The 20,300-nt window shown below is 67.9% G+C and carries 22 protein-coding genes and 1 pseudogene; 13 read left to right on the top strand and 10 right to left on the bottom strand.

Going from position 1 to position 20,300, the window contains the following annotated elements; all coding sequences use genetic code 11:
- The 7 genes and pseudogenes from CYU89_RS00980 to CYU89_RS00950 form a co-directional block, all read left to right on the top strand.
- Positions 1–458 (top strand): annotated as a pseudogene (locus tag CYU89_RS00980) (bifunctional histidinol-phosphatase/imidazoleglycerol-phosphate dehydratase); the annotation flags it as partial.
- Positions 458–1,057: an imidazole glycerol phosphate synthase subunit HisH gene (gene hisH, locus CYU89_RS00975; protein ID WP_296278352.1), complete on the top strand. Its 600-nt coding sequence runs from the start codon at positions 458–460 to the stop codon at positions 1,055–1,057. The pseudogene CYU89_RS00980 and the gene hisH, both read left to right, overlap by 1 nt.
- Complete coding sequence (gene hisA / locus CYU89_RS00970; protein ID WP_296278351.1) at positions 1,054–1,791, top strand: 1-(5-phosphoribosyl)-5-[(5-phosphoribosylamino)methylideneamino]imidazole-4-carboxamide isomerase; 738 nt, start codon at positions 1,054–1,056, stop codon at positions 1,789–1,791. The genes hisH and hisA overlap by 4 nt, the downstream gene beginning before the upstream one ends.
- Positions 1,785–2,561, top strand: coding sequence for an imidazole glycerol phosphate synthase subunit HisF (gene hisF / locus CYU89_RS00965; RefSeq protein ID WP_296278350.1), 777 nt, complete (start codon positions 1,785–1,787; stop codon positions 2,559–2,561). Before hisA ends, hisF begins: the two co-directional genes overlap by 7 nt.
- Positions 2,551–3,174, top strand: coding sequence for a bifunctional phosphoribosyl-AMP cyclohydrolase/phosphoribosyl-ATP diphosphatase HisIE (hisIE, locus tag CYU89_RS00960; RefSeq protein WP_296278349.1), 624 nt, complete (start codon positions 2,551–2,553; stop codon positions 3,172–3,174). The genes hisF and hisIE overlap by 11 nt, the downstream gene beginning before the upstream one ends.
- 165 nt (positions 3,175–3,339) lie before the next feature.
- Positions 3,340–4,899, top strand: coding sequence for a calcineurin-like phosphoesterase family protein (locus CYU89_RS00955; RefSeq protein ID WP_296278354.1), 1,560 nt, complete (start codon positions 3,340–3,342; stop codon positions 4,897–4,899).
- Positions 4,900–4,901: 2 nt separating this feature from the next.
- On the top strand, positions 4,902–5,486 hold the full coding sequence (locus CYU89_RS00950; RefSeq protein WP_296278348.1) for a YdeI/OmpD-associated family protein: 585 nt from the start codon (positions 4,902–4,904) through the stop codon (positions 5,484–5,486).
- A gap of 17 nt (positions 5,487–5,503) precedes the next feature.
- Here the strand turns inward: CYU89_RS00950 and CYU89_RS00945 are convergent, their stop codons facing one another.
- Positions 5,504–5,902: a hypothetical protein gene (locus tag CYU89_RS00945; RefSeq protein WP_296278347.1), complete on the bottom strand. Its 399-nt coding sequence runs from the start codon at positions 5,900–5,902 to the stop codon at positions 5,504–5,506.
- 1 nt (position 5,903) lies between these two features.
- On the opposite strand from CYU89_RS00945, the gene CYU89_RS00940 reads away from it, so the two are divergent.
- Positions 5,904–6,467 carry a cupin-like domain-containing protein gene (locus CYU89_RS00940; protein WP_296278346.1) on the top strand — a complete coding sequence of 188 codons (564 nt, stop codon included), beginning with the start codon at positions 5,904–5,906 and terminating at the stop codon, positions 6,465–6,467.
- Between the two features lie 24 nt (positions 6,468–6,491).
- Here CYU89_RS00940 and CYU89_RS00935 read toward each other — a convergent pair whose 3' ends face one another.
- From CYU89_RS00935 to CYU89_RS00920, 4 genes are all read right to left on the bottom strand, one after another.
- Positions 6,492–7,370, bottom strand: coding sequence for an EamA family transporter (locus tag CYU89_RS00935; protein WP_296278345.1), 879 nt, complete (start codon positions 7,368–7,370; stop codon positions 6,492–6,494).
- A complete protein-coding gene (gene mtnC, locus CYU89_RS00930) occupies positions 7,367–8,071 on the bottom strand; it encodes an acireductone synthase (RefSeq protein ID WP_296278344.1) in 705 nt (234 codons plus the stop codon). The genes CYU89_RS00935 and mtnC overlap by 4 nt, the downstream gene beginning before the upstream one ends.
- A 94-nt stretch (positions 8,072–8,165) precedes the next feature.
- On the bottom strand, positions 8,166–8,726 hold the full coding sequence (locus tag CYU89_RS00925) for an acireductone dioxygenase (RefSeq protein ID WP_296278343.1): 561 nt from the start codon (positions 8,724–8,726) through the stop codon (positions 8,166–8,168).
- A gap of 95 nt (positions 8,727–8,821) precedes the next feature.
- Positions 8,822–9,463 carry a methylthioribulose 1-phosphate dehydratase gene (locus tag CYU89_RS00920; RefSeq protein ID WP_296278342.1) on the bottom strand — a complete coding sequence of 214 codons (642 nt, stop codon included), beginning with the start codon at positions 9,461–9,463 and terminating at the stop codon, positions 8,822–8,824.
- Positions 9,464–9,504: 41 nt separating this feature from the next.
- Here CYU89_RS00920 and CYU89_RS00915 point away from each other — a divergent pair, with 41 nt between their 5' ends.
- Entirely contained in the window at positions 9,505–9,906 is a 402-nt protein-coding gene (locus CYU89_RS00915; protein ID WP_296278341.1) for a high-potential iron-sulfur protein, read from the top strand.
- Positions 9,907–9,981: 75 nt separating this feature from the next.
- Here the strand turns inward: CYU89_RS00915 and CYU89_RS00910 are convergent, their stop codons facing one another.
- Positions 9,982–11,412 carry an amino acid permease gene (locus CYU89_RS00910; protein WP_296278340.1) on the bottom strand — a complete coding sequence of 477 codons (1,431 nt, stop codon included), beginning with the start codon at positions 11,410–11,412 and terminating at the stop codon, positions 9,982–9,984.
- 75 nt (positions 11,413–11,487) lie between these two features.
- Complete coding sequence (locus CYU89_RS00905; RefSeq protein WP_296278339.1) at positions 11,488–12,957, bottom strand: amino acid permease; 1,470 nt, start codon at positions 12,955–12,957, stop codon at positions 11,488–11,490.
- A 216-nt stretch (positions 12,958–13,173) separates the two neighbouring features.
- Here CYU89_RS00905 and CYU89_RS00900 point away from each other — a divergent pair, with 216 nt between their 5' ends.
- Positions 13,174–13,710 carry an NUDIX hydrolase gene (locus CYU89_RS00900; RefSeq protein WP_296278353.1) on the top strand — a complete coding sequence of 179 codons (537 nt, stop codon included), beginning with the start codon at positions 13,174–13,176 and terminating at the stop codon, positions 13,708–13,710.
- Between the two features lie 125 nt (positions 13,711–13,835).
- Here CYU89_RS00900 and serA read toward each other — a convergent pair whose 3' ends face one another.
- The gene (gene serA / locus CYU89_RS00895) at positions 13,836–15,077 is read right to left on the bottom strand and encodes a phosphoglycerate dehydrogenase (RefSeq protein WP_296278338.1); all 1,242 of its coding nucleotides are present in this window, start codon (positions 15,075–15,077) and stop codon (positions 13,836–13,838) included.
- Between the two features lie 191 nt (positions 15,078–15,268).
- Between serA and CYU89_RS00890 the strand changes: the two genes are divergently transcribed.
- From CYU89_RS00890 to CYU89_RS00880, 3 genes are all read left to right on the top strand, one after another.
- Positions 15,269–16,663 carry an FAD-binding oxidoreductase gene (locus CYU89_RS00890; protein WP_296278337.1) on the top strand — a complete coding sequence of 465 codons (1,395 nt, stop codon included), beginning with the start codon at positions 15,269–15,271 and terminating at the stop codon, positions 16,661–16,663.
- Between the two features lie 80 nt (positions 16,664–16,743).
- Complete coding sequence (locus CYU89_RS00885; RefSeq protein ID WP_296278336.1) at positions 16,744–17,043, top strand: DUF2388 domain-containing protein; 300 nt, start codon at positions 16,744–16,746, stop codon at positions 17,041–17,043.
- A 35-nt stretch (positions 17,044–17,078) separates the two neighbouring features.
- Positions 17,079–18,833: a DUF4105 domain-containing protein gene (locus CYU89_RS00880; protein WP_296278335.1), complete on the top strand. Its 1,755-nt coding sequence runs from the start codon at positions 17,079–17,081 to the stop codon at positions 18,831–18,833.
- A 7-nt stretch (positions 18,834–18,840) separates the two neighbouring features.
- Here CYU89_RS00880 and yeiP read toward each other — a convergent pair whose 3' ends face one another.
- Positions 18,841–19,407, bottom strand: a complete 567-nt coding sequence (gene yeiP, locus CYU89_RS00875; protein ID WP_296278334.1) for an elongation factor P-like protein YeiP — start codon at positions 19,405–19,407, stop codon at positions 18,841–18,843.
- Between the two features lie 42 nt (positions 19,408–19,449).
- A complete protein-coding gene (locus CYU89_RS00870) occupies positions 19,450–20,220 on the bottom strand; it encodes an SDR family NAD(P)-dependent oxidoreductase (RefSeq protein WP_296278333.1) in 771 nt (256 codons plus the stop codon).
- Positions 20,221–20,300: the final 80 nt, after the last annotated feature.

Genomic DNA, 20,300 nt, shown 5'->3' with positions numbered 1-20,300 from the left:
TGCTCGAACAGATCGGCAAGCACGGCGGCTTTGCGCTGGACGTGCGTGCCGACGGCGACCTCCACATCGACGAGCATCACACCGTCGAGGACACCGGCCTGGCGCTCGGCCAGGCGCTGAAGGAAGCGCTGGGCGACAAGCGCGGCATCGGCCGTTACGGCTTCACGCTGCCGATGGACGAAACGCTGGCCAGCGCCGCGCTCGATTTCAGCGGGCGGCCGTACTTCGTCTTCAGCGGCGAATTCAAGCGCGAGCGTGTCGGCGACCTGCCGACCGAACTGGTGCCCCATTTCTTCCGTTCGCTCTGCGACGCCTCCGGCCTGAACCTCAATCTGAAGGTCGAGGGCGACAACGACCACCACAAGGTGGAAGCCAGCTTCAAGGCGCTGGCGCGGGCCTTGCGCCAGGCGATCAAGCGCGAAGGCGCCGACCTGCCTTCCACCAAGGGCGCGCTGTGATGCGGGTGGCGCTGGTGGATGCGGGCGGCTCCAATATCGGATCGGTGCGCTATGCCCTGGAACGCCTCGGCGTGGACGCGGAACTGACCGGGGATGCGGCGGCGATCCGCGCCGCCGACCGGGTGATCCTGCCGGGTGTCGGCGCGGCGGCCGTCTGCATGAAACGGCTCGAGGACCTGGCGCTGGTGGATGTGCTGCGCACGCTCGAAAAACCCTTGCTGGGCGTGTGCGTGGGCGTCCAGCTGTTGTTCGCGCACTCGGAAGAAGACGACACCCCGTGCCTGGGCCTGTTGCCGGGACGCGTACGGAAACTGCAGGCCTCGCCCGGCATCCGTGTGCCGCACATGGGCTGGAATACGCTGCATCGGCGACGCGAGAGCTCGCTGGTGGAGGGAATAGAGGAAGGCGACCATGCCTACTTCGTCCACAGCTATGCCGCGCCGGTCGACGACGACTGTCTCTCCAGCAGCGAGCATGGCCAGCATTTCGCCGCGATCGTGCAACGCGGCAACGTGGCCGGCGCGCAGTTCCATCCCGAGCGATCGGGGGCCATCGGCGCCCGCTTGCTGAAGAATTTCATCGAGTACGGACTGCAATGACCGGTTTCATCGTATATCCCGCCATCGACGTGCGCGATGGCCGCGTGGTGCGCCTGGCGCAGGGCGACTACGCGCGCGAGACGCGCTACGAAGGCGCGCCGCTCGACGTCGCGTCGCGCTACGCCGAGCAGGGCGCGCAGTGGCTGCACCTGGTCGACCTGGATGCGGCACGTGCGGGCGGCTACACGCTTGCGCCGCTGCTGGGCGAGATCGCGCGGAACACGCCGCTGAAGGTGCAGACGGGCGGTGGCGTGCGCCAGCGCGACGACGTCGCCCGCATCCTCGATGCGGGCGCCGACCGCGTGGTGATCGGGTCGCTGGCGGTTCGCGAGCCGGACACCGTGCTGGCGTGGCTGGCCGAGTTCGGCAGCGAGCGCATTACCGTGGCGCTGGACTCGCGCCGCGACCGCGACGGCATCTGGCGGTTGCCCGTGCATGGCTGGACCGAGACCGCGTCGGAGACGCTGGACGAACTCGCCGTGCGCTACGCCGACGCCGGCCTGCGCCACCTGCTGTGCACCGACATCGCGCGCGACGGCATGCTGACCGGCTCCAACCTCGCGCTCTACGCCTACCTCCACGACACCGTCCCGTCGCTGGCGGTGCAGGCGTCGGGTGGCGTCAGCGCCGTTGCCGACGTCGAGGGCGCCCGCGAGGCGGGCTGCGCCGGCATCGTGCTGGGCCGCGCGCTGCTCGAAGGTCGCTTCACGCTGCCGGAGGCGCTGGCATGCTGAGCCGGCGGATCATCCCGTGCCTGGACGTGCGCGAGGGGCGCGTGGTCAAGGGCGTGAAATTCCGCGACCACGTGGACATGGGCGACATCGCCGACCTGGCGTTGCGCTACCGGGACGAAGGCGCGGACGAGCTTGTCTTCTACGACATCGGCGCCAGTCCGGAGGGCCGCTCGGTGGACTATGCCTGGATCGAGCGGGTGTCGCGCCTGCTCGACATCCCGTTCTGTGTGGCGGGCGGCATCCGCGACGTGGCGACAGCGCGGCGCGTGCTCTACAGCGGCGCCGACAAGGTATCGGTGAATACCCCGGCGCTGGAGCGTCCCGACCTGATCGGCGAACTGGCCCGCGCGTTCGGCGTGCAGTGCGTGGTGGTCGGCATCGATTCCATTCGCGAGCCGGATGGCGAATGGCGTGTGCGCCGCTACACCGGCGATCCGTCGAAGATGCAGGGCGCCGGCCTGCGGACGCTGGACTGGGTGGTGCAGGCGCAGCGCCTCGGTGCCGGCGAAATCGTGTTGAACTGCATGGACCAGGACGGCGTGCGCCGTGGCTACGATCTGGCGCAGTTGCAGGCCGTGCGTGCGCTCTGCGAGGTGCCGTTGATCGCCTCGGGCGGCGCCGGCGAGGTCGAGCACTTCATGTCGGTATTCGAACAGGCGGATGTGGACGGTGCGCTGGCGGCCAGCGTCTTCCACAGCGGGTACATCCGGATTCCCGCGTTGAAGCAGGCATTGGCAGGGCAGGGCATCGAGGTGCGACGTGGCGACTGACAACCAACCCAGCTCATTCGATCCGGCACGCCTCGACTGGGACAAGGGTGAAGGGCTGCTGCCCGTCGTCGTGCAGGACGCGGCCGACCTTCGCGTGCTGATGCTGGGCTACATGAACCGAGAAGCGCTGGAGGCGACGCTCACCGACAGGCGCGTGACGTTCTTCAGCCGCAGCAAGCAGCGCCTGTGGACCAAGGGTGAACGTTCCGGCCACGTGCTGGACGTCGTCTCGGTCGAGGCCGACTGCGACAACGACACCCTGCTGGTCCTCGCGTACCCGCGCGGGCCGACCTGCCACCTGCAGCGCGCGAGCTGCTTTCCCTCGGCGCCGGCCGCGTTCCTGTCCGAGCTCGATGCGCTGGTCGCGCAGCGCGAGCGCGAGCGTCCCGCCGACAGCTACACCACGCGGCTGTTCGAGGCCGGTGTACGCCGCATCGCGCAGAAGGTAGGCGAGGAGGGCGTGGAAACCGCGCTCGCGGCGGTGGCACAGGATGAAGCGGCTTTGCTGGGCGAGAGCGCCGACCTGCTTTACCACCTCATCGTGCTGCTGCGCTCGCGCGGCCTGTCGTTCGCCGATGCGGTCGGCGTGCTGCGCGAGCGCCACGGCGCGTAGGCATGCACACCGGCCGATCGTAGGAGCACCCTGGGGCGCGATGCTCTCCGCGGCGGACGACGAAAAAGCAGCGCACCCCAGGGCGCTCCTGCAAGACATCATCCCTGCGCCATAATCCGGCGATCGCCCCCCGCTGGAATTCCCGTGCGCGCTTCGCTCATCGTCCTGCTGCTGGCCTGCCTGGCCGTTCCGGCCCACGCCTTGCCGCCGCCGTGCGGCGGGGGGCAGGTGTTCGAGGACGGCAACGGCAATGGCGTCCGCGATGCGGGCGAGCCCGGGCTGCCGGGCGTCAAGGTGTCCAACGGCATCGCCATCGCCGTCACCGATGCGCGGGGCGACTACACGCTCGACTACGTCGACGGCCGCACGGTCTTCCTCATCAAGCCGGCGGGCTACGACGTGGCGGTACGACCGGACGGGCTGCCGGCGCGCTGGCGCAACCTGCAGTACCACGCCGGCCCCGAGCTGAAATACGGCGGCATTCCACAGCGCCAACCCGATTGCACGCACTTCGCGCTGCGGCCGCGACAGGCTGCGGTACCGGCGCGCCTGGACGTGTTGCTGTTCGCCGACAGCCAGACCTCCTCCGTGCGGGACGTGGATTACTACTGGCGCGACATCGTGCAGCCCCTGGTCGGCACGCACGGTGCTTCGCTCGGGCTGACGCTGGGCGACGTGACCAATGACGACCTGTCGCTGTATCCGGAGATCCTGCGCACGACGATGAGCCTGCAGGTCCCGTGGCTGTTCATCCCCGGCAACCACGACCTCGATCTCGATGCGGCCGGCGATGAGGCATCGCTGCGTACCTTCCGTCATCACCTGGGGCCGGACACGTTCGCCTGGGAAGAGGAGGCGGCGACCTTCATCGGACTGGACGACATCCTCTACCAGCCGGGGAAGTCGCCGGCCTATTCCGGCGGCCTGCGCGAGGACCAGTTCGCCTTCCTGCAGGCCTACCTGCCGACCGTGCGCAAGGACCGGTTGCTGGTGATCGGCGTGCATATCCCGTTCTTCGAAGACGGCGCACGCGGATTCCGCGCCGCCGACCGCGAGCGCCTGTTCGCGATGCTGAAGGACTTCCCCCACGTGCTGCTGTTGAGCGGGCACACCCACACGCAGCGGCACTGGTACCACGACGCCGCCACCGGCTGGCACGGGCCACGTCCCCTGCACGAGTACAACGTGGGCGCGGCCTGCGGCGCTTACTGGTCGGGCGTCAAGGATGCGCAGGGCATTCCCGACACGACCATGGCCGATGGCACGCCGAACGGGTACGCGCGCCTGAGCGTGGGACCGGGCGGTGACTACACGCTGTCGTGGCACCCGGCACGTGCGGTCGACGACAGCGGCATCGGCCTTCATGCGCCCAGGGTGCTGCGCAAGGGCGCGTATCCCGCATGGGGCGTTTACGCCAACGTCTACATGGGCGACGCCGACACGCGCGTGGAATACCGTGTCGACGGCGGCGCGTGGACACCGATGAAGCGTGTCGACCAGCCCGATCCGTCGCTGCTGGTGGAAAACATGCGCGACGACCTGGCCGATGCACTGCGCGGCTACGACCGCTCGCCCGAAGCCGAGCCGTCGCACCACCTGTGGCGCGGTGCGTTGCCCACCGGCCTGGCCGAAGGCGAGCATCGCGTGGACGTGCGCGCCCATGACCGCTGGCGCGGCGAGCTGACGGCGCACACCACGTACCGTCTGCAGACGGCGGAGCCCTGAGCATGGCCGCGCCCGACCTCCCGACCGAACATTTCGCAGACGCCGCGGCCTGGGAGCGCTGGCTGGAGGGCTATGCCGCGTCGTCCGCCGGCGTATGGCTGAAGATCGCCAAGAAGGGCACGGGCATTCCGTCGGTGACGTACGCGGAAGCGCTGGATGTCGCCCTGTGCCATGGCTGGATCGATGGTCAGAAGAAGGGTTTCGACGCGCAGTTCTTCCTGCAGCGCTTCACCCCGCGTCGCGCGCGCAGCACCTGGTCGAAGATCAACGTGGCGAAGATCGAGGCCTTGACCGCCGCAGGACGCATGCGACCGGCGGGACAGCGCGAGGTCGACGCCGCCAGGGCCGACGGGCGCTGGGACGCGGCCTATGACGGTGCGAAATCCATGGAGGTGCCGCCGGAACTGGCCAAGGCGCTGGCGCTGGCCCGGCACCGCAAGGCCAAGGCCTTCTTCGATACGCTCGACCGGGCCAACCGCTATGCCGTGTGCTGGCGCGTGCAGACGGCGGTGAAGGCGGAAACGAAGCAGGCGCGCGTGGAGAAGCTGGTCGCCATGCTCGCGCGCGGCGAGAAGATCCACGGCTGACGCGGCGTCGCCTCGTGTCAGGCGGAGCCAGGGAAGAGCCGCCGCAACCGGGCGCCCGCTCTCCAGGCCATGGACTTGAACGGTACGCCGCCGCCATCCAGCGCCACGCGCCGGGGTTGCAGGCCCATGCGCCGCATCAGCGGCCGGGTCAGGTGGTTGAAGGCGAGCGCACGGATCAGCGCCCGGGTCTGCGGGGTGTTGAAGATGATCGACAGCGAGATCGAGATGTCGTCGTCGCCGTTGCGGACGTGATGACCCGACACGAACGGGATGTGCAGCGCCTCGCCGGGCGAGAAGTCGAACGTGGTGCCGAGCGCCTGCGCCTCGGCACGCCAGGGCGGTCGCTGGCCGGTGTTGGCGAAGAAGTGTTCGGTGTCCTCGTCCGACACCACGCGCGCGTCCCACGGCGGGAACACGGTGACACCGTTCCACTTCGACCGCTATTCCAACTTCCTGATGCAGATCCGCGGCAGCAAGCAGGTCGCCGTATTCCCGAACTTCCGCGACGACATAGTGCCCAACGATGTCTGCGAGGCCTACATGGCGCGGGAGCCGTCGGTCACGCTGTGGCGCGACGAACTGGACCGGCATGCGGAGAAGTTCGATTTCCAGCCTGGCGATGCGCTGCACATTCCCTACATCTCGGGCCATTACGTGAAGAATGGCGCCGAAGACGTCTCGATCTCGCTGTCGTTCTTCTTCCAGACCGACGAAACGCTGCGCTGGTCGAACGCCATGCAGCTGAACCATCGCCTGCGAAAGTGGGGCAGGCCGGTGGGCTTCTCGCCGCATCCCGTGGGCCTGTCTTCCGCGCGCGACGTCATGAAGGCGCGCATGTTGCCGGCCGTGACCGGGGCCGGGGCGGCATTCCATCGTGTCAGGAACTGGCTGCGCGGCACGCGTACGGCGTCGGGCGCCTCGGCAATGGTCGCGATGGCACCGTGGCTCGACAGTCCGGTGGCGTCGATGCTCGGCGTCTGAGGCGCGTACCGACGGCAGGCGCCGTCAGCGCCGCGCGCCGCCTGCCTTCACGCTGAGCCAGGCGCCGGTCAGCAGCAGGACGATCGCCACGGCGTGCACCGCGTGCGCCTGCACGCGGCCCGATGCCACCAGCAACAGCGTCGACAGCAGCGGAGCGAGGTAGGACAAGCTGCCCAGCAGGGCGATGTCGCCCCGCTTGGTGCCGTGGTCCCACAGCCAGAACGCGGCGCCCACCGGGCCGACCCCCATCACCGCCAGCACCGCCCATTGGCGGCCAGTGGGTACAAGCGTCCGTTCGCTGGCCAGGTGCGCGACGGCGCCCAGGATGGCAACACCGGCGCAGGCCACGGTGATCGCGGCGGTCGGCACTTCGGCATGGCGTCGATTCAGCACCGAGTACAGGGACCAGATCAGCGCTGCGCCGAGCGCCGCGAGATAGCCCGGTACATGTGCAGGCGCCACGTGCAGGCCCTGGCCACGGGTGACCAGCAGCACCGCCGCCGCCAGCCCCAGCGCCGTGCCCAGCCATTGGCCCGCACGTACCGACACGCCGCCGAACAGACCGGCGAACACGACGATCAGCAGCGGCCACAGGTAGTTCAGCAGGTTGGCTTCCACTGCCGGCGCGCGCTTCAGCGCGATGAAGTACAGCGCGTGGTAGCCGAACAACGCCAGCGTGGACAGCAGGAGGGCAGGCAGCGGTTGCCGGAGTTCGCGCCAGCCCGTGTGGCCGCGCAGGGCCGCGCGCGACAGGCCGAGGACTGCCGCGATGCCGAAGCTGATCGCCAGCACCTGGAAGGGCGGCAGGTCGCCGGTGGCCGTCGTCAGCAGCGCCAGCGACGCCCACAGCAGGATCGCCGCGAGCCCGGCCAGCGTGGCCCGGCGCACCGCGGCGTCGCTCACGCGGCGGGCAGCGCGATGTCGGCGAAGGAGACGACGCGCGGGTGGCCGTGCGCGTCCTCCCCGAGGCGCGGCTGCGGATAGTCCTCGCGCCGGTCCACCAGGCACGTCTGCAGGCCGGCCTCGCGCGCGGCGTCCAGTTCCTCGACCACGTCGGACAGGAACAGGATCTCCCCGGGCGCCACGCCCATGCGCCCGGCGATCGTCCGGTAGCTTCCCGCGTCGCGCTTGCCGCCGACTTCGGTGTCGTACCAGCCCGAGAACAGGGCGGTCAGGTCGCCGGCGTCGCTGTGGCCGAAGAACAGTTTCTGCGCCGGCACGGAGCCGGACGAGTACACGTACAACGGATAGCCCGACGCATGCCAGCCGTGCAGCGCGGGCGCGGCATCCGGATAGATGTGCGCGGTGAAATCGGCGTCCCGGTAGCCCGCTTCCCAGACCAGGCCCTGCAGCGCTTTCAGCGCGGTGTGCTTGCGGTCCTGGTCGATCCAGCCCTGCAGCGTTTCCACGATGACGTCGTCGCTGCAGATGCTGCCGTGCTCGGTCGCGACCACATCCAGCCAGCGCCGTACCTCGGGCTCGCCGCCGTGGTCGCGAACGAAGCCGGGCAGGGCGCGGCGCGCGTACGGGAACAGCACGTCCTTCACGAACGAAATGCTGCTGGTGGTGCCTTCGATGTCGGTCAGGATGGCGGAAACGGGCATGGTGTCCTTCGATGTCGTCGGTAGGGTGGAGCGTGCTCCGCCGCGCTTCTCCGGATGGCGATGCAGCCGGGCAGGCTCGGCCCTGCTCGCGCGGTCAGTGCCCGTCGGTGAGGCCGTCGTAGCGCGGGAACTGCTGCGCCAGCGTGGTGCCGGTGAAATGACCCACCCAGCCATCCGGCTCGGTGAAGAAGCGGATGGCGACGAAGCTGGGTTCCGGACCCATGTCGAACCAGTGCAGCGTGCTGTCCGGCACGCCGATCAGGTCGTCCTGCACGCACTCGACCTCGTAGATCCTGTCGCCCACGTGCAGGGTGAACAACCCCGAGCCGGCGACGAAGAAGCGCACTTCGTCTTCCTTGTGGTAATGCTCGTCCAGGAACTTCGCGCGCATCGCCTCGCGCTGCGGGTTGTCCGGCGCGATGCTGACCACGTCCACCGTCTTGAAACCGCGCTCGGCGACCAGCCGGTCGATGTCGGCACGATACGCGTCGATCACCTCTTCCGGCGGCGCACCCGGGGCGATCGCCTTGTTCGCCTTCCAGCGCTCGAAGGTCACGCCGATCTTCTTCAGTTCGGTGGCGATGAAGTCGGGGTCGTAGCTGGCGAACTCCGGCGTGGCAGGATCGGATTCGCGGAAGATGCGCAGTCGGCTCATGGCAAGGGCGTGAGGCGGCGAGGGGGGACGCTAGGGTAGCAAACCCGGTCCCACGCCCTGTTGCGGAAATGGAACGCCGCGATAACCGCGGGCTATCAGCGCCGGCAGCCGAGCTTGCGCAGCTCCAGTTCGGCCGCGAACAGGAATTCGAAGGCTTCCAGGTGCCGCCGCGCCTCGGCCATGGTGCGGCCCCATGCGTACAGGCCGTGGCCGTCGATCAGGTAGCCCCATAGCGGCTGCCGATCCAGCAGCGCGTCGACCTGCGCGGCCAGGGTCGGCATGTCCTGGGTGTTGGCGAACACCGGCACGTCGATGGCCATCTCGTGGGTGTGGTTGCCGTGGAAGGCCTTCAGCAGTTCGAAGCCCTCCAGCCGGACATGGCCGGCGCCGGCGAACAGGCGCGAGGCCACCGTCTGCACCAGTGAATGCGTGTGCAGCACGCAGCCGATCTCGGGGTAGCGGCGGTACAGCTGCGTATGCAGCAGTGTCTCGGCCGACGGGCGATGGTCGCTGCCGACGGCCTTGCCCTCGAAGTCCACCACCATGATGTCGGCTTCCACCAGCCGGCCCTTGTCGCGGCCTGACACGGTGATGGCGGCATGGCGTTCGTCCAGCCGCTCGGAGAAGTTGCTGCTCGTCGCGGGGGTCCAGCCCAGCTGCGACAGCTCGCGGACGTTGGAAATGATGGACTTTGCTCGGTCGCGCAGTCGGTCGGCGTCGTAGGGCAGGGCGTTCATGGGGCGCATTCTAGCGGAAGCACCGCGAAGACCCTGTGGGATTGATCCTGCTCAATGCGGAGGATCGGGCGGTGGGGAGACACTTCCGTTCCCTTCCGCAGGTGCCCAGCCAGATGAGCCACGATGCCTCCCGCCGACGTTTCCTGACCACTATCCTGACGGCCGCTGCGGTGGCCCCGCTGGCCTGGCACGCGGTACGCGCCGAGGCCGCGGCCCCCGCCGCCCTTCCGCCCCTGGACGGCAACAACCCCACCGCCAAGGCACTCGCCTACAGCGACAACGCCGCCACGGTGAAGCACCCGAAGCACAAGAGCGGCGATCACTGCGCCAACTGCAACTTCTTCAAAGCACCGGCAGGCCAGACTCATGGCCCGTGCACGCTGTTCCCGAAGAACTCAGTCGCCGCGAAGGGCTGGTGCAGCGCCTGGGCCAAGAAGCCCTGATACGTCCGGTTCACGGAAAACAAAAAAAAGGCGCGGTACACCGCGCCTTTTCCTTTGCCCCGATGCCGGCCCCGCTCAGCGCGGCGTGCGCAACCGGCTGTGGCGGTAGCCGTACAAGAAATAGATCAGGAAGCCGACCGCGGTCCAGACGCCCATCAGCATCCAGTTGTGCGCCGTCATCGCCGACAGCAGCGCCATGCAGCTCAGCACGCCCAGCGAGCAGACCAGCCAGGCCGCGGGGATGCGGAACGGACGCGGCAGGTCCGGTTGCGTGCGGCGCAGCACCAGCACGCCCACGCAGACCGAGGCGAACGCGATCAGGGTGCCCATCGAGGTAAGTTCACCCAGGATGTCGAGCGGGAACAGCGCCGCCAGCAGGGCGATGCCGATGCCGGTGATGACCGTGTTGATGTGCGGCGTGCGGTACTCCGGATGGATCTTGGTGAACACCGGCGGCAGCAGGCCGTCGCGCCCCATGATCATGAAGATGCGGGGCTGGCCGATGATCATCACCAGCACCACCGACGACAGGCCGATCAGCGCGCCGATCTCCACGGTGATGCGCAGCCAGTCGAGCTCCGGGTGCGCCGCCACCGCGGTGACCACCGGTTCGGCGGTGCCCAGCGCGGTATAGGGCACGAGGCCGGTCATCACCGCGGCCATGGCGATGTAGAGGATGGTGCAGATGGCCAACGAGGCCAGCATGCCGACGGGCAGGTCTTTCTGCGGGCGATGCGATTCCTGGGCCGCCACCGAGACCGCCTCGAACCCAATGTAAGCGAAGAACACCATCGCCGCGCCCCGCAGCACGCCATCCCAGCCGAACTTGCCCGGGCCTTCATTGGCCGGGATGAAGGGCTGCCAGTTGCCCGGGTCGACGTACTGCCAGCCAGCGATGATGACCAAGATGATCAGGCCGGTCTTCAGCACCACCATCGCCATGTTCATGGCCGACGACTTGCGGATGCCCACGTAGCACAGCCAGGTCAGCAGCAACACCAGAAGGGCAGCCGGCACGTTGGCGATCGCGCCGGTGGGGCGCAATTGCGCATCCAGCGGCGCGCTGACGAAGGCTTCGGGCAGATATATGTTCGCGTGTTCGAGCAAACTCAGCAGATAGCCGGTCCAGCTGACCGCCACCGCCGAGGCCGATACGCCGTATTCGAGGACCAGCATCCAGCCGATGAACCAGGCGGTCAGTTCGCCCAGCGTCGCGTAGGTGTAGGTGTAGGCGCTGCCGGACACCGGCACCATCGCGGCGAATTCGGCATAGGCCAGCGCGCAGAACGTGCAGCAGATGGCGGCCAGCACGAACGACAGCATGATCGCCGGGCCGGCGTGGTTGGCCGCGGCCTGGCCCGTGATCACGAAGATGCCGCCACCGATCACCGCGCCGATGCCCAGCGCGGTCAGGCCCCAGGGGCCGAGCGTGCGGCGCAGGCTGAGGCCGTCGGCTTCCTGGTGGGCGGCGTGGGGGTGCTTGGTGGCCAGCAGTTGTCGGAGCATCGTGCGTGATCCCGGGACGTTATCGAGGAGTACAACCAAAAAGGCCGGCGATGCGTTCGCCGGCCTTGGGAACCATCAAGCCTGTTGCCTGAGCCTGCTGTTCCAGAAGCCGTAGCTGAAGTAGATCACCAGGCCGAGCAGGGTCCAGCCGACGAACAGCTTCCAGTGCTCCATGAAGGGCTGGACGAACAGGTAAAGGCATGCCAGCACGCCGAGCGGGCAGACCACGATCGCCAGCGGCACCCGGAACGGGCGAGGGATCTCCGGCCGCGTGTAGCGCAGGATCAGCACGCCCGCGCACACGGTGGCGAACGCGAGCAGGGTGCCCATCGACACCATCTCGCCCAGCAGGCCGATCGGCAGGAAGCCGGCCAGCGCCGAGGCGATCACGCCCACGATGATCGTGCCCACGTAGGGCGTCTGGAACTTCGGGTGCACCTTGCCGAAAATCTTCGGCATCAGACCATCCTTGGCCATGCTGTAGAAGATGCGCGGCTGCGCCATCAGCATCACCAGGATCACCGACGTCAGGCCGGCGATCGCGCCGATCTCGATCAGCGTCTTCAGCCACAGCAGGCTGGGATAGGCCTCGAGCGCGGTGGCGACCGGCTTGGCGGTGCCCAGTTGCGTATACGGCATCATGCCCGTCAGCACCGCGCACACCACGATGTAGATGACCGTGCAGATCGCCAGCGAACCCAGGATGCCGATCGGCATGTCGCGCTGGGGATTCTTAGCCTCGCCGGCGGCGGTGGAAACCGCGTCGAAGCCGATGTAGGCGAAGAACACGATGGCGGCCGCGCGCGTGACGCCTTCGAAGCCGAACTTGCCCGGCCCTTCGTTGGCGGGGATGAAGGGCTGCCAGTTGGCCGGATCCACGTACTGCAGGCCGAAGGCCACGAACAGCAGGATCACGGTGACCTTGATGGCGACCACGATGGCGTTGACGAACGCCGACTGGGTAATGCCCACGTAGCACAGTCCGCTGACCGCAGCGACGATGAAGACCGCCGGCAGGTTGAGGATGGCGCCTGAGCGGATGAATTCCCCGTTCGCCACCGTGAAGGTGGCATTGGCGAGCGCATCGGGGATGGGCACGCCCACCGTGGTGAGGAAACTGTTGAGGTAGCCCGACCAGCCCACCGCGACGGTCGAGGCCGCGAACAGGTACTCCAGCACCAGGCACCAGCCGATGAACCAGGCGATGAACTCGCCCAGCGTGGCATACGAGTACGAATAGGCGCTGCCGGAAACCGGCATCAGCGCCGCGAACTCCGCGTAGCACAGGCCGGCGAGGGCGCAGGCGATGCCGGCCAGCACGAAGCTCAGCATGATCGCCGGGCCGGCATGGTTGGCGGCGGCCTGGCCGGTCAGCACGAAGATGCCCGCGCCGATCACCGCACCCACGCCCAGCATCACCAGATGCTTGGCCGTCAGCGTCCGTTTGAACCCGCTTTCTCCATCCAGGCTACCTTCGACCGGTTCACCGGCATCGACATGGCCTGCCGGGGCGACCGGCTTGACCCTGAACAGAGCTTTGAGCATTCGCAGCGTCCCCTTGAAAGACTGGATGCCGACGAAGAGATCCGCCGGGCGGTGGCAACGGTCATGGAGGCTTGCCCCATGGAAGGCCGTACCTTGCCAAAGCGGGCGGGGGATCACAAGCGCGGGTGCAGCATGGCCGGCGATAATCGCAGTCCACTTCCTTGCCCTTGAGACCGCCACGCCGTGCCCACCCCCCATGACGTCCTCCGCGAACATCTGGCTGCCTATGGGCGACGCTGGCCCGGCGAAAGCGAAGTGGTGGCCCACTTCCTCGCCGTGCTCGATGATCCGGCCGATCCCTTCCTCCGCGACCGGCTGGCGGGACACCTGACCGGGGGCGCGTGGCTGGTGAGTGCGGACGGGCACCGCACGCTGCTGACCCACCATCGAAAGCTGGGGCGCTGGCTGCAGCTGGGCGGCCATGCAGACGGTGACAGCGACATGGCACGCGTTGCGTTGAAGGAAGCGGAAGAAGAGTCCGGCCTGTCCGACCTGTCGGTGGAAGGCGACATCTTCGATCTCGACCGCCACTGGATCCCCGAGCGCAACGGGGTGCCGGGCCACTGGCACTACGACGTCCGCTACGTCGTTCGGGCCAATGGCAGCGAAGACTATGTGGTCAGCGAGGAGTCGCTGGACCTGGCCTGGCGGGATATCGCACCGATCGCCGCGGAGCCGGATGAGTCCCTCAGCCGCATGGCACGCAAATGGCTGGCGATGCAGACCTCCGTGGGCCAGGGGGATTCTCTGTAGGAGCACCCCATGGGCGCGATGCTTTCAGCGCAAGGTGTCGAGAGCATCGCTGGCATGGCCCGCTCCTGCAGTGCTTATGCGATCGAGCGCGGCAGCGCTGACCCTGGAGGCGCGACGGTTACCGCTCAATACAGCACGCGCACCCGCAGCGTGCCGTCGATCGCCGCCATCGCATCGCGCAGGCTGGCGGTCTGTTCCTCGTCGGCGGTGACGTCGATGACCACGTAACCGACCTTCGGGTCGGTTCGCAGGAACTGTCCGTCGATGTTGATGCCGCGGTCGCGGAAGATGTCGTTGATCTGCGACAGCACGCCCGGCACGTTGCGGTGGATGTGCAGGATGCGGCGGCTGCCGTCGTGGCCGGGCAGGGTGACCTCGGGGAAGTTCACCGACGACAGCGTGCTGCCGTTGTCGCTGTAGCGCACCAGCTTGGCCGCCACTTCGATGCCGATGTTGTCCTGCGCTTCCAGCGTGCTACCGCCGACGTGCGGCGTGAGGATAACGTTGTCCAGGCCCCGCAGCGGCGACTCGAACGACTCGGCATTGCCTTTCGGCTCCACCGGGAACACATCCACCGCGGCGCCGCCCACGGCGCCGGCCTTCAGGGCGGTGGCCAGTGCGTCGATGTCGACCACGGTGCCGCGCGAGGCGTTGATCAGGTGCGCGCCCGGCTTCATCGCCGCGATCTGCGCCTGGCCGAACATGCCCTGGGTTGCCGGCGTTTCAGGCACGTGCAGCGTCACCACGTCGCTCTGTGCCAGCAGGTCGTCCAGGCTCACGGCGGCGCGGGCATTGCCCAGCGAGAGCTTGGTTTCGATGTCGTGGAAGAGCACATGCATGCCCAGCGCTTCGGCAAGCACGCCGACCTGCGTGCCGATGTGGCCGTACCCGATGATGCCCAGCGTCTTGCCGCGGACTTCATGGCTGCCGGCGGCCGACTTGCTCCAGCCACCACGGTGGCACTCGGCATTCTTCTGCGGGATGCCGCGCATCAGCAGGATGGCCTGGGCGATCACCAGCTCGGCGACGCTGCGCGTGTTGGAGTAGGGCGCGTTGAACACGGGAATGCCGGCCAGCTCCGCCGCGTCCAGGTCGACCTGGTTGGTGCCGATGCAGAAACACCCGACCGCGATCAGGCGGCGCGCCTGCGCCAGGACGTCCTCGCTCAGGTGGGTGCGCGAGCGGATGCCGACGATGTGCGCGTCGGCGATGCGCCGCTTCAGCTCGTCTTCCGGCAGCGATTTTTCGTGGAACTCGATCTGCGTGTAGCCCGCCGAGCGGAACGTTTCGACCGCCGTCTGGCTCACCCCTTCCAGCAACAGCACGCGGATGTCCTGCTTCGGGTACGAGGTCTTCTTGATCGACATTGCCGGAAAGGTCGCAGCGGAGGGGAAAGGGCCGCCACTATGCCAGATGGGGGGCATCGATGGTGCGGCGCGCCATTGAACGTCCGGTTGCGGTTTTACGCGTGGTTGCGACTGAAACCAAGGTCCGTCTCGGCTGGACGCCACCGCGCATCGCTGGCACGCTGGGCGCCCCCGAAAGTCCTGCCCCCGCAATGAGCGATCCGCGCCTGGAAGCCCTGCAGCACGCCGTTCCGGCGCTGCGATTGAAGACCGATGCCGCCGATCTGGAGCACTACGGTCGCGACTGGACCCGCCGCTGGACGCCGTCGCCGCTGGCGATCGCATTGCCGGCGACGGTCGAGGAGGTCCAGGCTGTCGTGCGTTGGGCGAACCAGCACCGCATCGCCGTCGTCCCGTCGGGCGGACGCACGGGCCTGTCCGGAGGTGCCGTCGCCGCGGACGGCGAACTGGTGCTGAGCCTGGAGCGCATGAACCAGGCGCTGGACTTCAATGCGGTCGACCGCACGCTGACCGTGCAGGCCGGCATGCCGCTGGAAGCCGTGCACAACGCGGCGCGCGAGCACGGTCTTGTATATCCCGTGGATTTCGCCGCGCGTGGCTCCTGCGCCATCGGTGGCAACATCGCGACGAACGCGGGCGGCATCCGGGTGATCCGCTATGGCAATACGCGCGAATGGATCGCCGGCCTGAAGGTCGTCACCGGCACCGGCGATGTCCTGGAACTCAACAAGGCGCTGATCAAGAACTCCAGCGGCTACGACCTGCGCCATCTGTTCATCGGTTCGGAAGGCACCCTGGGCATCGTCGTCGAGGCCACCGTCCGGCTGACCGATCCGCCGCCGCCGACCAACGTCATGCTGCTGGCGCTGCCGTCGTTCGAGGTGCTCATGCAGGTCTTCGCCGCCTTCCGCGAGCGCCTGCAACTGGAAGCGTTCGAGTTCTTCACCGATCGCGCGCTGCACCATGTACTGGCGCACGGCGCGCAGAAGCCGTTCGACGAGAGCCATCCGTACTACGTGGTCACCGAATTCGCGATCGGCGACGAGGCGAGGGAGGCGGCGGCGATGGCGGCCTTCGAGGCCTGCATGGAGCAGGGCTGGGTCAGCGATGGCGTGATCAGCCAGTCCGACGCGCAGGCCGCGCAACTGTGGCGCTTGCGCGAGGGTATTACGGAGGCCTTGGCCCGCTACGTGCCGTACAAGAACGATGTGTCCGTTCGCATCTCCGCCATGCCGGCCTTCCTGGCCGAGACCCAGGCCTTGCTGGGCCAGGCCTATCCGCAGTTCGAGGTGGTCTGGTTCGGCCACATCGGCGACGGCAACCTGCACATCAACGTGTTGAAGCCGGACGGCATGGAGAACGCGGAATTCGTCACCCAGTGCGAGCAGGTCACCAAGGTGCTGGCGGCCTCGCTGAAGCGGCATGACGGCAGCATTTCGGCCGAGCACGGCATCGGCCTGGTCAAGAAGGGCTACTTGGAAAGCACGCGCAGCCCGGAAGAGATCGCCATGATGCGCGGCATCAAGCGGGTGCTGGATCCGAACGGACTGATGAATCCGGGCAAGCTGTTCGACGCGCAAGGGTGATGCGGGTTCATCCGGCACGCGTCGATTGCAGGTAGGCTTTGCGCACCGCGCCGGTGACGGCGTCCCCTCCGGAAACATCCATGTCCCGTTTGATCCTGGCCGGCGTGTTGCTGGCACTTTCCGTCCCGGCCCTGGCCGGCAGCTTCGCCGGCAGCTCTGCGGGCGCCTCGTCCGCCGGTTCGTCGGCATCGTCCGACAGCTCGTCCGGCGACGACAAGATCGTGCTACAGGCCCGCGAAGACGCAGCCAGCTTCGTCGCCAGCAATGGCCGCATCCGCGGTGCGCAGCTGGAAGCCGCGCTGCGCCACCTGCGCGAGACCGATGAAGCCGCGCGCCGCGCCAGCGACATGCAGCTGGCCCAGGCCATCCTGGCGCGTTGATGTTCCCGCGTCGGCCATGGAGCCGACGCATCGGCGTGGTCCTGGCTTTTGCACTGCTGGGCCACGCGCTTCCTGCCTTCGCCCTTCGCGTCGATCCTACGGGTCTCGACACGGCCCAGGTCGCATCCACGCAGGCGCTCGTCGACGATGTCCTCGCCCGCTTGCCGCGCACGTGGCGAGACGGATTGCCGCCAGACCTCTTCCTGGGGTGGCGCGCCAATCTTCCGCACGACGTGCAAGGCCGCCGTGTCGGCCACCGGCTGTGGCTCGACCGCGCATTGCTGGATGACGCACGCGTCCCGGCGGCGCGCAAGGCGCTCGTCCACGAACTCGCGCATGCCTACGATCGCACGCATCGCAACGTGTTGTCCGGGGATGCGCGCTTGCGCGAGCTGGCCGGTTGGCAGCGCAGCGTGTTCCGCGTCGCGGGCCGGCGCAGCCGCAACGACTTCATCGCCCGGAGCCCTGATGCCTACGAGCTGACGCGGCCGTCGGAGTTCGTTGCCGTCAATCTCGAACACTTCGTGCTGGACAGCAGTTACGCATGCCGGCGTCCGGCGCTGTACAGGCATTTCGCATCGCATTTCGGCGAGTCGTCCGCGTCGGCCGAATGCGCGGAGGGACTGCCTTTCCTCGAGGCGGATGCGGCACGCGGCAATGCATCGCTGCTGGCCCTGGATCCCGCACGCGTTTATGAAATCGACTACCTGCTGGCAGAAGGCAACAGCGAAGCGATGAGCCGCTGGGGCCACAGCATGTTGCGCCTGGTCGTCTGCGCGCCGGGGCGTGTGCCGGGGCCGGATTGCGGGCTGGACCTTGCCCATCATCGCGTGCTGTCGTTCCGCGCCTTCGTGGGCGACGTGCAGATTTCGAGCTGGCGGGGGCTGACAGGTTCGTATCCGTCGCGCGTGTTCCTGCTGCCGCTGGACCAAGTCATCGAGGAATACACGAAGGTTGAACTGCGCGGCCTGCAATCCATTCCGCTGCGGCTCCAGCGTGACGAGATCGCCTCGCTGCTTGAGCGTGCCGCGCAGATCCACTGGAGCTATGACGGGCGCTACTACTTCATCAGCAACAACTGCGCCGTCGAAACCTGGAAGCTGCTGCACGATGGCGTGCCACGGCTTGCCGGGGAGCCATTGGCGAGCATCACGCCGACAGGGCTGCTGAGGAAGCTGGAACGGGCGGGCATCGCGGACCGTCGCGTGCTGGAGGATGGCGAGCAGGCGCGCCGTCTTGGCTACTACTTCGAACCGATGAGCGCACGTTACGACACTCTATATTCCGTCGCCCGCCAGGCGCTTGCCCTGCCGCACGCCGATGCGCAGGCATGGTTGGCACTCTCGCCGACAGAGCGGGCGCCGTGGCTGTCCCAGGCCGACCTGAAGGCGAGCGCGGCTTTGCTCGTGCTCGAGAACGCCGCGCTGCGCCGCCAGCAGTTGCTGTTGCGCGATGAGCTGAAGCGGCGCTACCTCGGCCGCGACGTGCCTGCCGATGCCGCGCCCGCCGTGCAGGCGCTGAGAGCGTGGCTGGGCGATACCAGCTTCGTCAGCCAGCCCGCCGAACTCGCGCCGGCAGGGTACGGATTGCCGCAATCGGAGGAACGCGAGCGCATCGCCGTCGAAGCACGGGTGCGTGTCGACAGGCTCCGGGGCGAGGATGCGGTCCTGCGGAAGGACCTGGAGCGCTGGCTTCCCGAAGATCAGCGGGAAGCCCTGCGCGGGATCGAATCGAACGTGGACGCGATCGGTACGCGCCTGCGGGCGTTGGCCGCGGCAGGCGCGCCGTAACCGCGGGTCAGTCCGCGCGGCCGCCGAATTCGCCGGTGGTCGTGTTGACCAGGATGCGTTCGCCGTTGGTGATGTACTCCGGCACCATGATCTCGATGCCGGTATTGAGCTTGGCCGGCTTCGGGCGCTTGGTGGCGGTGCCGCCCTTCAGTTCCGGCGGCGTCTCCACCACTTCCAGCGTCACGTGCTGCGGCAGCTGCAGCGCGACCGGCAGTTCGTCGATCACCTGCACGTAGCAGCCGCTCAGGCCATCGGTGATGTAACCGGCATCGTCGCCGATCACGTTCGCGTCGAGGGTGTAAGGCGTGTAGTCCTCGTCGTCGAGGAACACGAACGCATCGCCGTCCTTGTAGGAGTAAGTCGCCTGGCGGCGCAGCAGCTCCACTTCGGACAGGTTGTCGTCGGCGTCGAAGCTGGCGTCCAGCTTGTTGCCGCCCGGCACGCTGTACATGATGAAGCGGAAGCGCACGTTGCCGCCGCGGCCCTGCGGCGAGCTGCGTTCGATGTCGCGGATCTGGTACACGCCGCCGTTGTGTTCGACGACGTTGCCCTTCTTGATGTCAAAAGCCTTCATGGATGAACCGTAGGTAGTAAAGGAAAAAGAGAGGCGGTGGACTTACTTCGGCGCCAGCCGCACGGCGCCGTCCAGGCGGATCGTCTCGCCGTTGAGATAGGGATTGCCGAGGATGTAGGCGACCAGGTCGGCGAACTCTTCCGGCTTGCCGAGGCGGGACGGGAAGGGGATCGACGCGCTGAGCGACTGCTGCACGGCTTCCGGCATGCCATCGACCATCGGGGTCCAGAAGATGCCGGGCGCCACGGTCATCACGCGGATGCCGAAGCGCGACAGTTCGCGCGCCATCGGCAGGGTCATGCCGACCACGCCGCCCTTCGAGGCCGAATATGCCGCCTGGCCGATCTGGCCTTCGTAGGCCGCCACGCTCGCCGTGTTGACGATGATGCCGCGCTCGCCGTCGGCGTTCGGGGTGTTGTGCTGCATCGCGTCCGCGGCCGCCTTGGCCACGTTGAAGCTGCCCACCAGGTTCACCATCACCGTCGCCTGGAAGGTGGACAGCGGCATCGGGGCCTCCTTGCCCAGCACGCGTCCGGCACCGAGGATGCCGGCGCAGTTGATCGCGGCATTCAGACCGCCCAGGAATTCCCTGGCCGCGGCGATGTTCGCCGTGACGCCGGCTTCGTCGGTCACGTCGGTGCGGAAGTAGCGGACGTTGAGGTCGCCCAGTTCGGCGACGGCCGCCGCACCCTTGTCGTCGTTGACGTCGAACAGCGCAGCCTTGCCGCCGTGCTGGACCAGGTGCCGGGCGACGGCCAGTCCCAGGCCGGAAACGCCGCCGGTGATGACGGCACGGGTATCAGAGAGCTGCATGCGACGGACCTGCTGCGGAAAGGCCGGCATTTTACGCGATGGCGGGTGGGGGGTGGCATGACTGGGGTAGCTCGTGTGGG

The organism is Pseudoxanthomonas sp. (assembly GCF_002863005.1).
Lineage (GTDB): Bacteria > Pseudomonadota > Gammaproteobacteria > Xanthomonadales > Xanthomonadaceae > Pseudoxanthomonas_A.
This window is presented reverse-complemented; position numbering and strand designations above follow the sequence as displayed.

Excerpts from the sequence above, each read along its gene's own strand:
- hisH (WP_296278352.1), top strand. The coding sequence starts at position 458 with ATGCGGGTGGCGCTGGTGGATGCGGGCGGCTCCAATATCGGATCGGTG.
- hisA (WP_296278351.1), top strand. The coding sequence starts at position 1,054 with ATGACCGGTTTCATCGTATATCCCGCCATCGACGTGCGCGATGGCCGC.
- hisF (WP_296278350.1), top strand. The coding sequence starts at position 1,785 with ATGCTGAGCCGGCGGATCATCCCGTGCCTGGACGTGCGCGAGGGGCGC.
- CYU89_RS00950 (WP_296278348.1), top strand. The coding sequence starts at position 4,902 with ATGGCCGCGCCCGACCTCCCGACCGAACATTTCGCAGACGCCGCGGCC.
- mtnC (WP_296278344.1), bottom strand. The coding sequence starts at position 8,071 with ATGCCCGTTTCCGCCATCCTGACCGACATCGAAGGCACCACCAGCAGC.
- CYU89_RS00925 (WP_296278343.1), bottom strand. The coding sequence starts at position 8,726 with ATGAGCCGACTGCGCATCTTCCGCGAATCCGATCCTGCCACGCCGGAG.
- CYU89_RS00920 (WP_296278342.1), bottom strand. The coding sequence starts at position 9,463 with ATGAACGCCCTGCCCTACGACGCCGACCGACTGCGCGACCGAGCAAAG.
- CYU89_RS00910 (WP_296278340.1), bottom strand. The coding sequence starts at position 11,412 with ATGCTCCGACAACTGCTGGCCACCAAGCACCCCCACGCCGCCCACCAG.
- CYU89_RS00905 (WP_296278339.1), bottom strand. The coding sequence starts at position 12,957 with ATGCTCAAAGCTCTGTTCAGGGTCAAGCCGGTCGCCCCGGCAGGCCAT.
- serA (WP_296278338.1), bottom strand. The coding sequence starts at position 15,077 with ATGTCGATCAAGAAGACCTCGTACCCGAAGCAGGACATCCGCGTGCTG.
- CYU89_RS00890 (WP_296278337.1), top strand. The coding sequence starts at position 15,269 with ATGAGCGATCCGCGCCTGGAAGCCCTGCAGCACGCCGTTCCGGCGCTG.
- CYU89_RS00885 (WP_296278336.1), top strand. The coding sequence starts at position 16,744 with ATGTCCCGTTTGATCCTGGCCGGCGTGTTGCTGGCACTTTCCGTCCCG.
- yeiP (WP_296278334.1), bottom strand. The coding sequence starts at position 19,407 with ATGAAGGCTTTTGACATCAAGAAGGGCAACGTCGTCGAACACAACGGC.
- CYU89_RS00870 (WP_296278333.1), bottom strand. The coding sequence starts at position 20,220 with ATGCAGCTCTCTGATACCCGTGCCGTCATCACCGGCGGCGTTTCCGGC.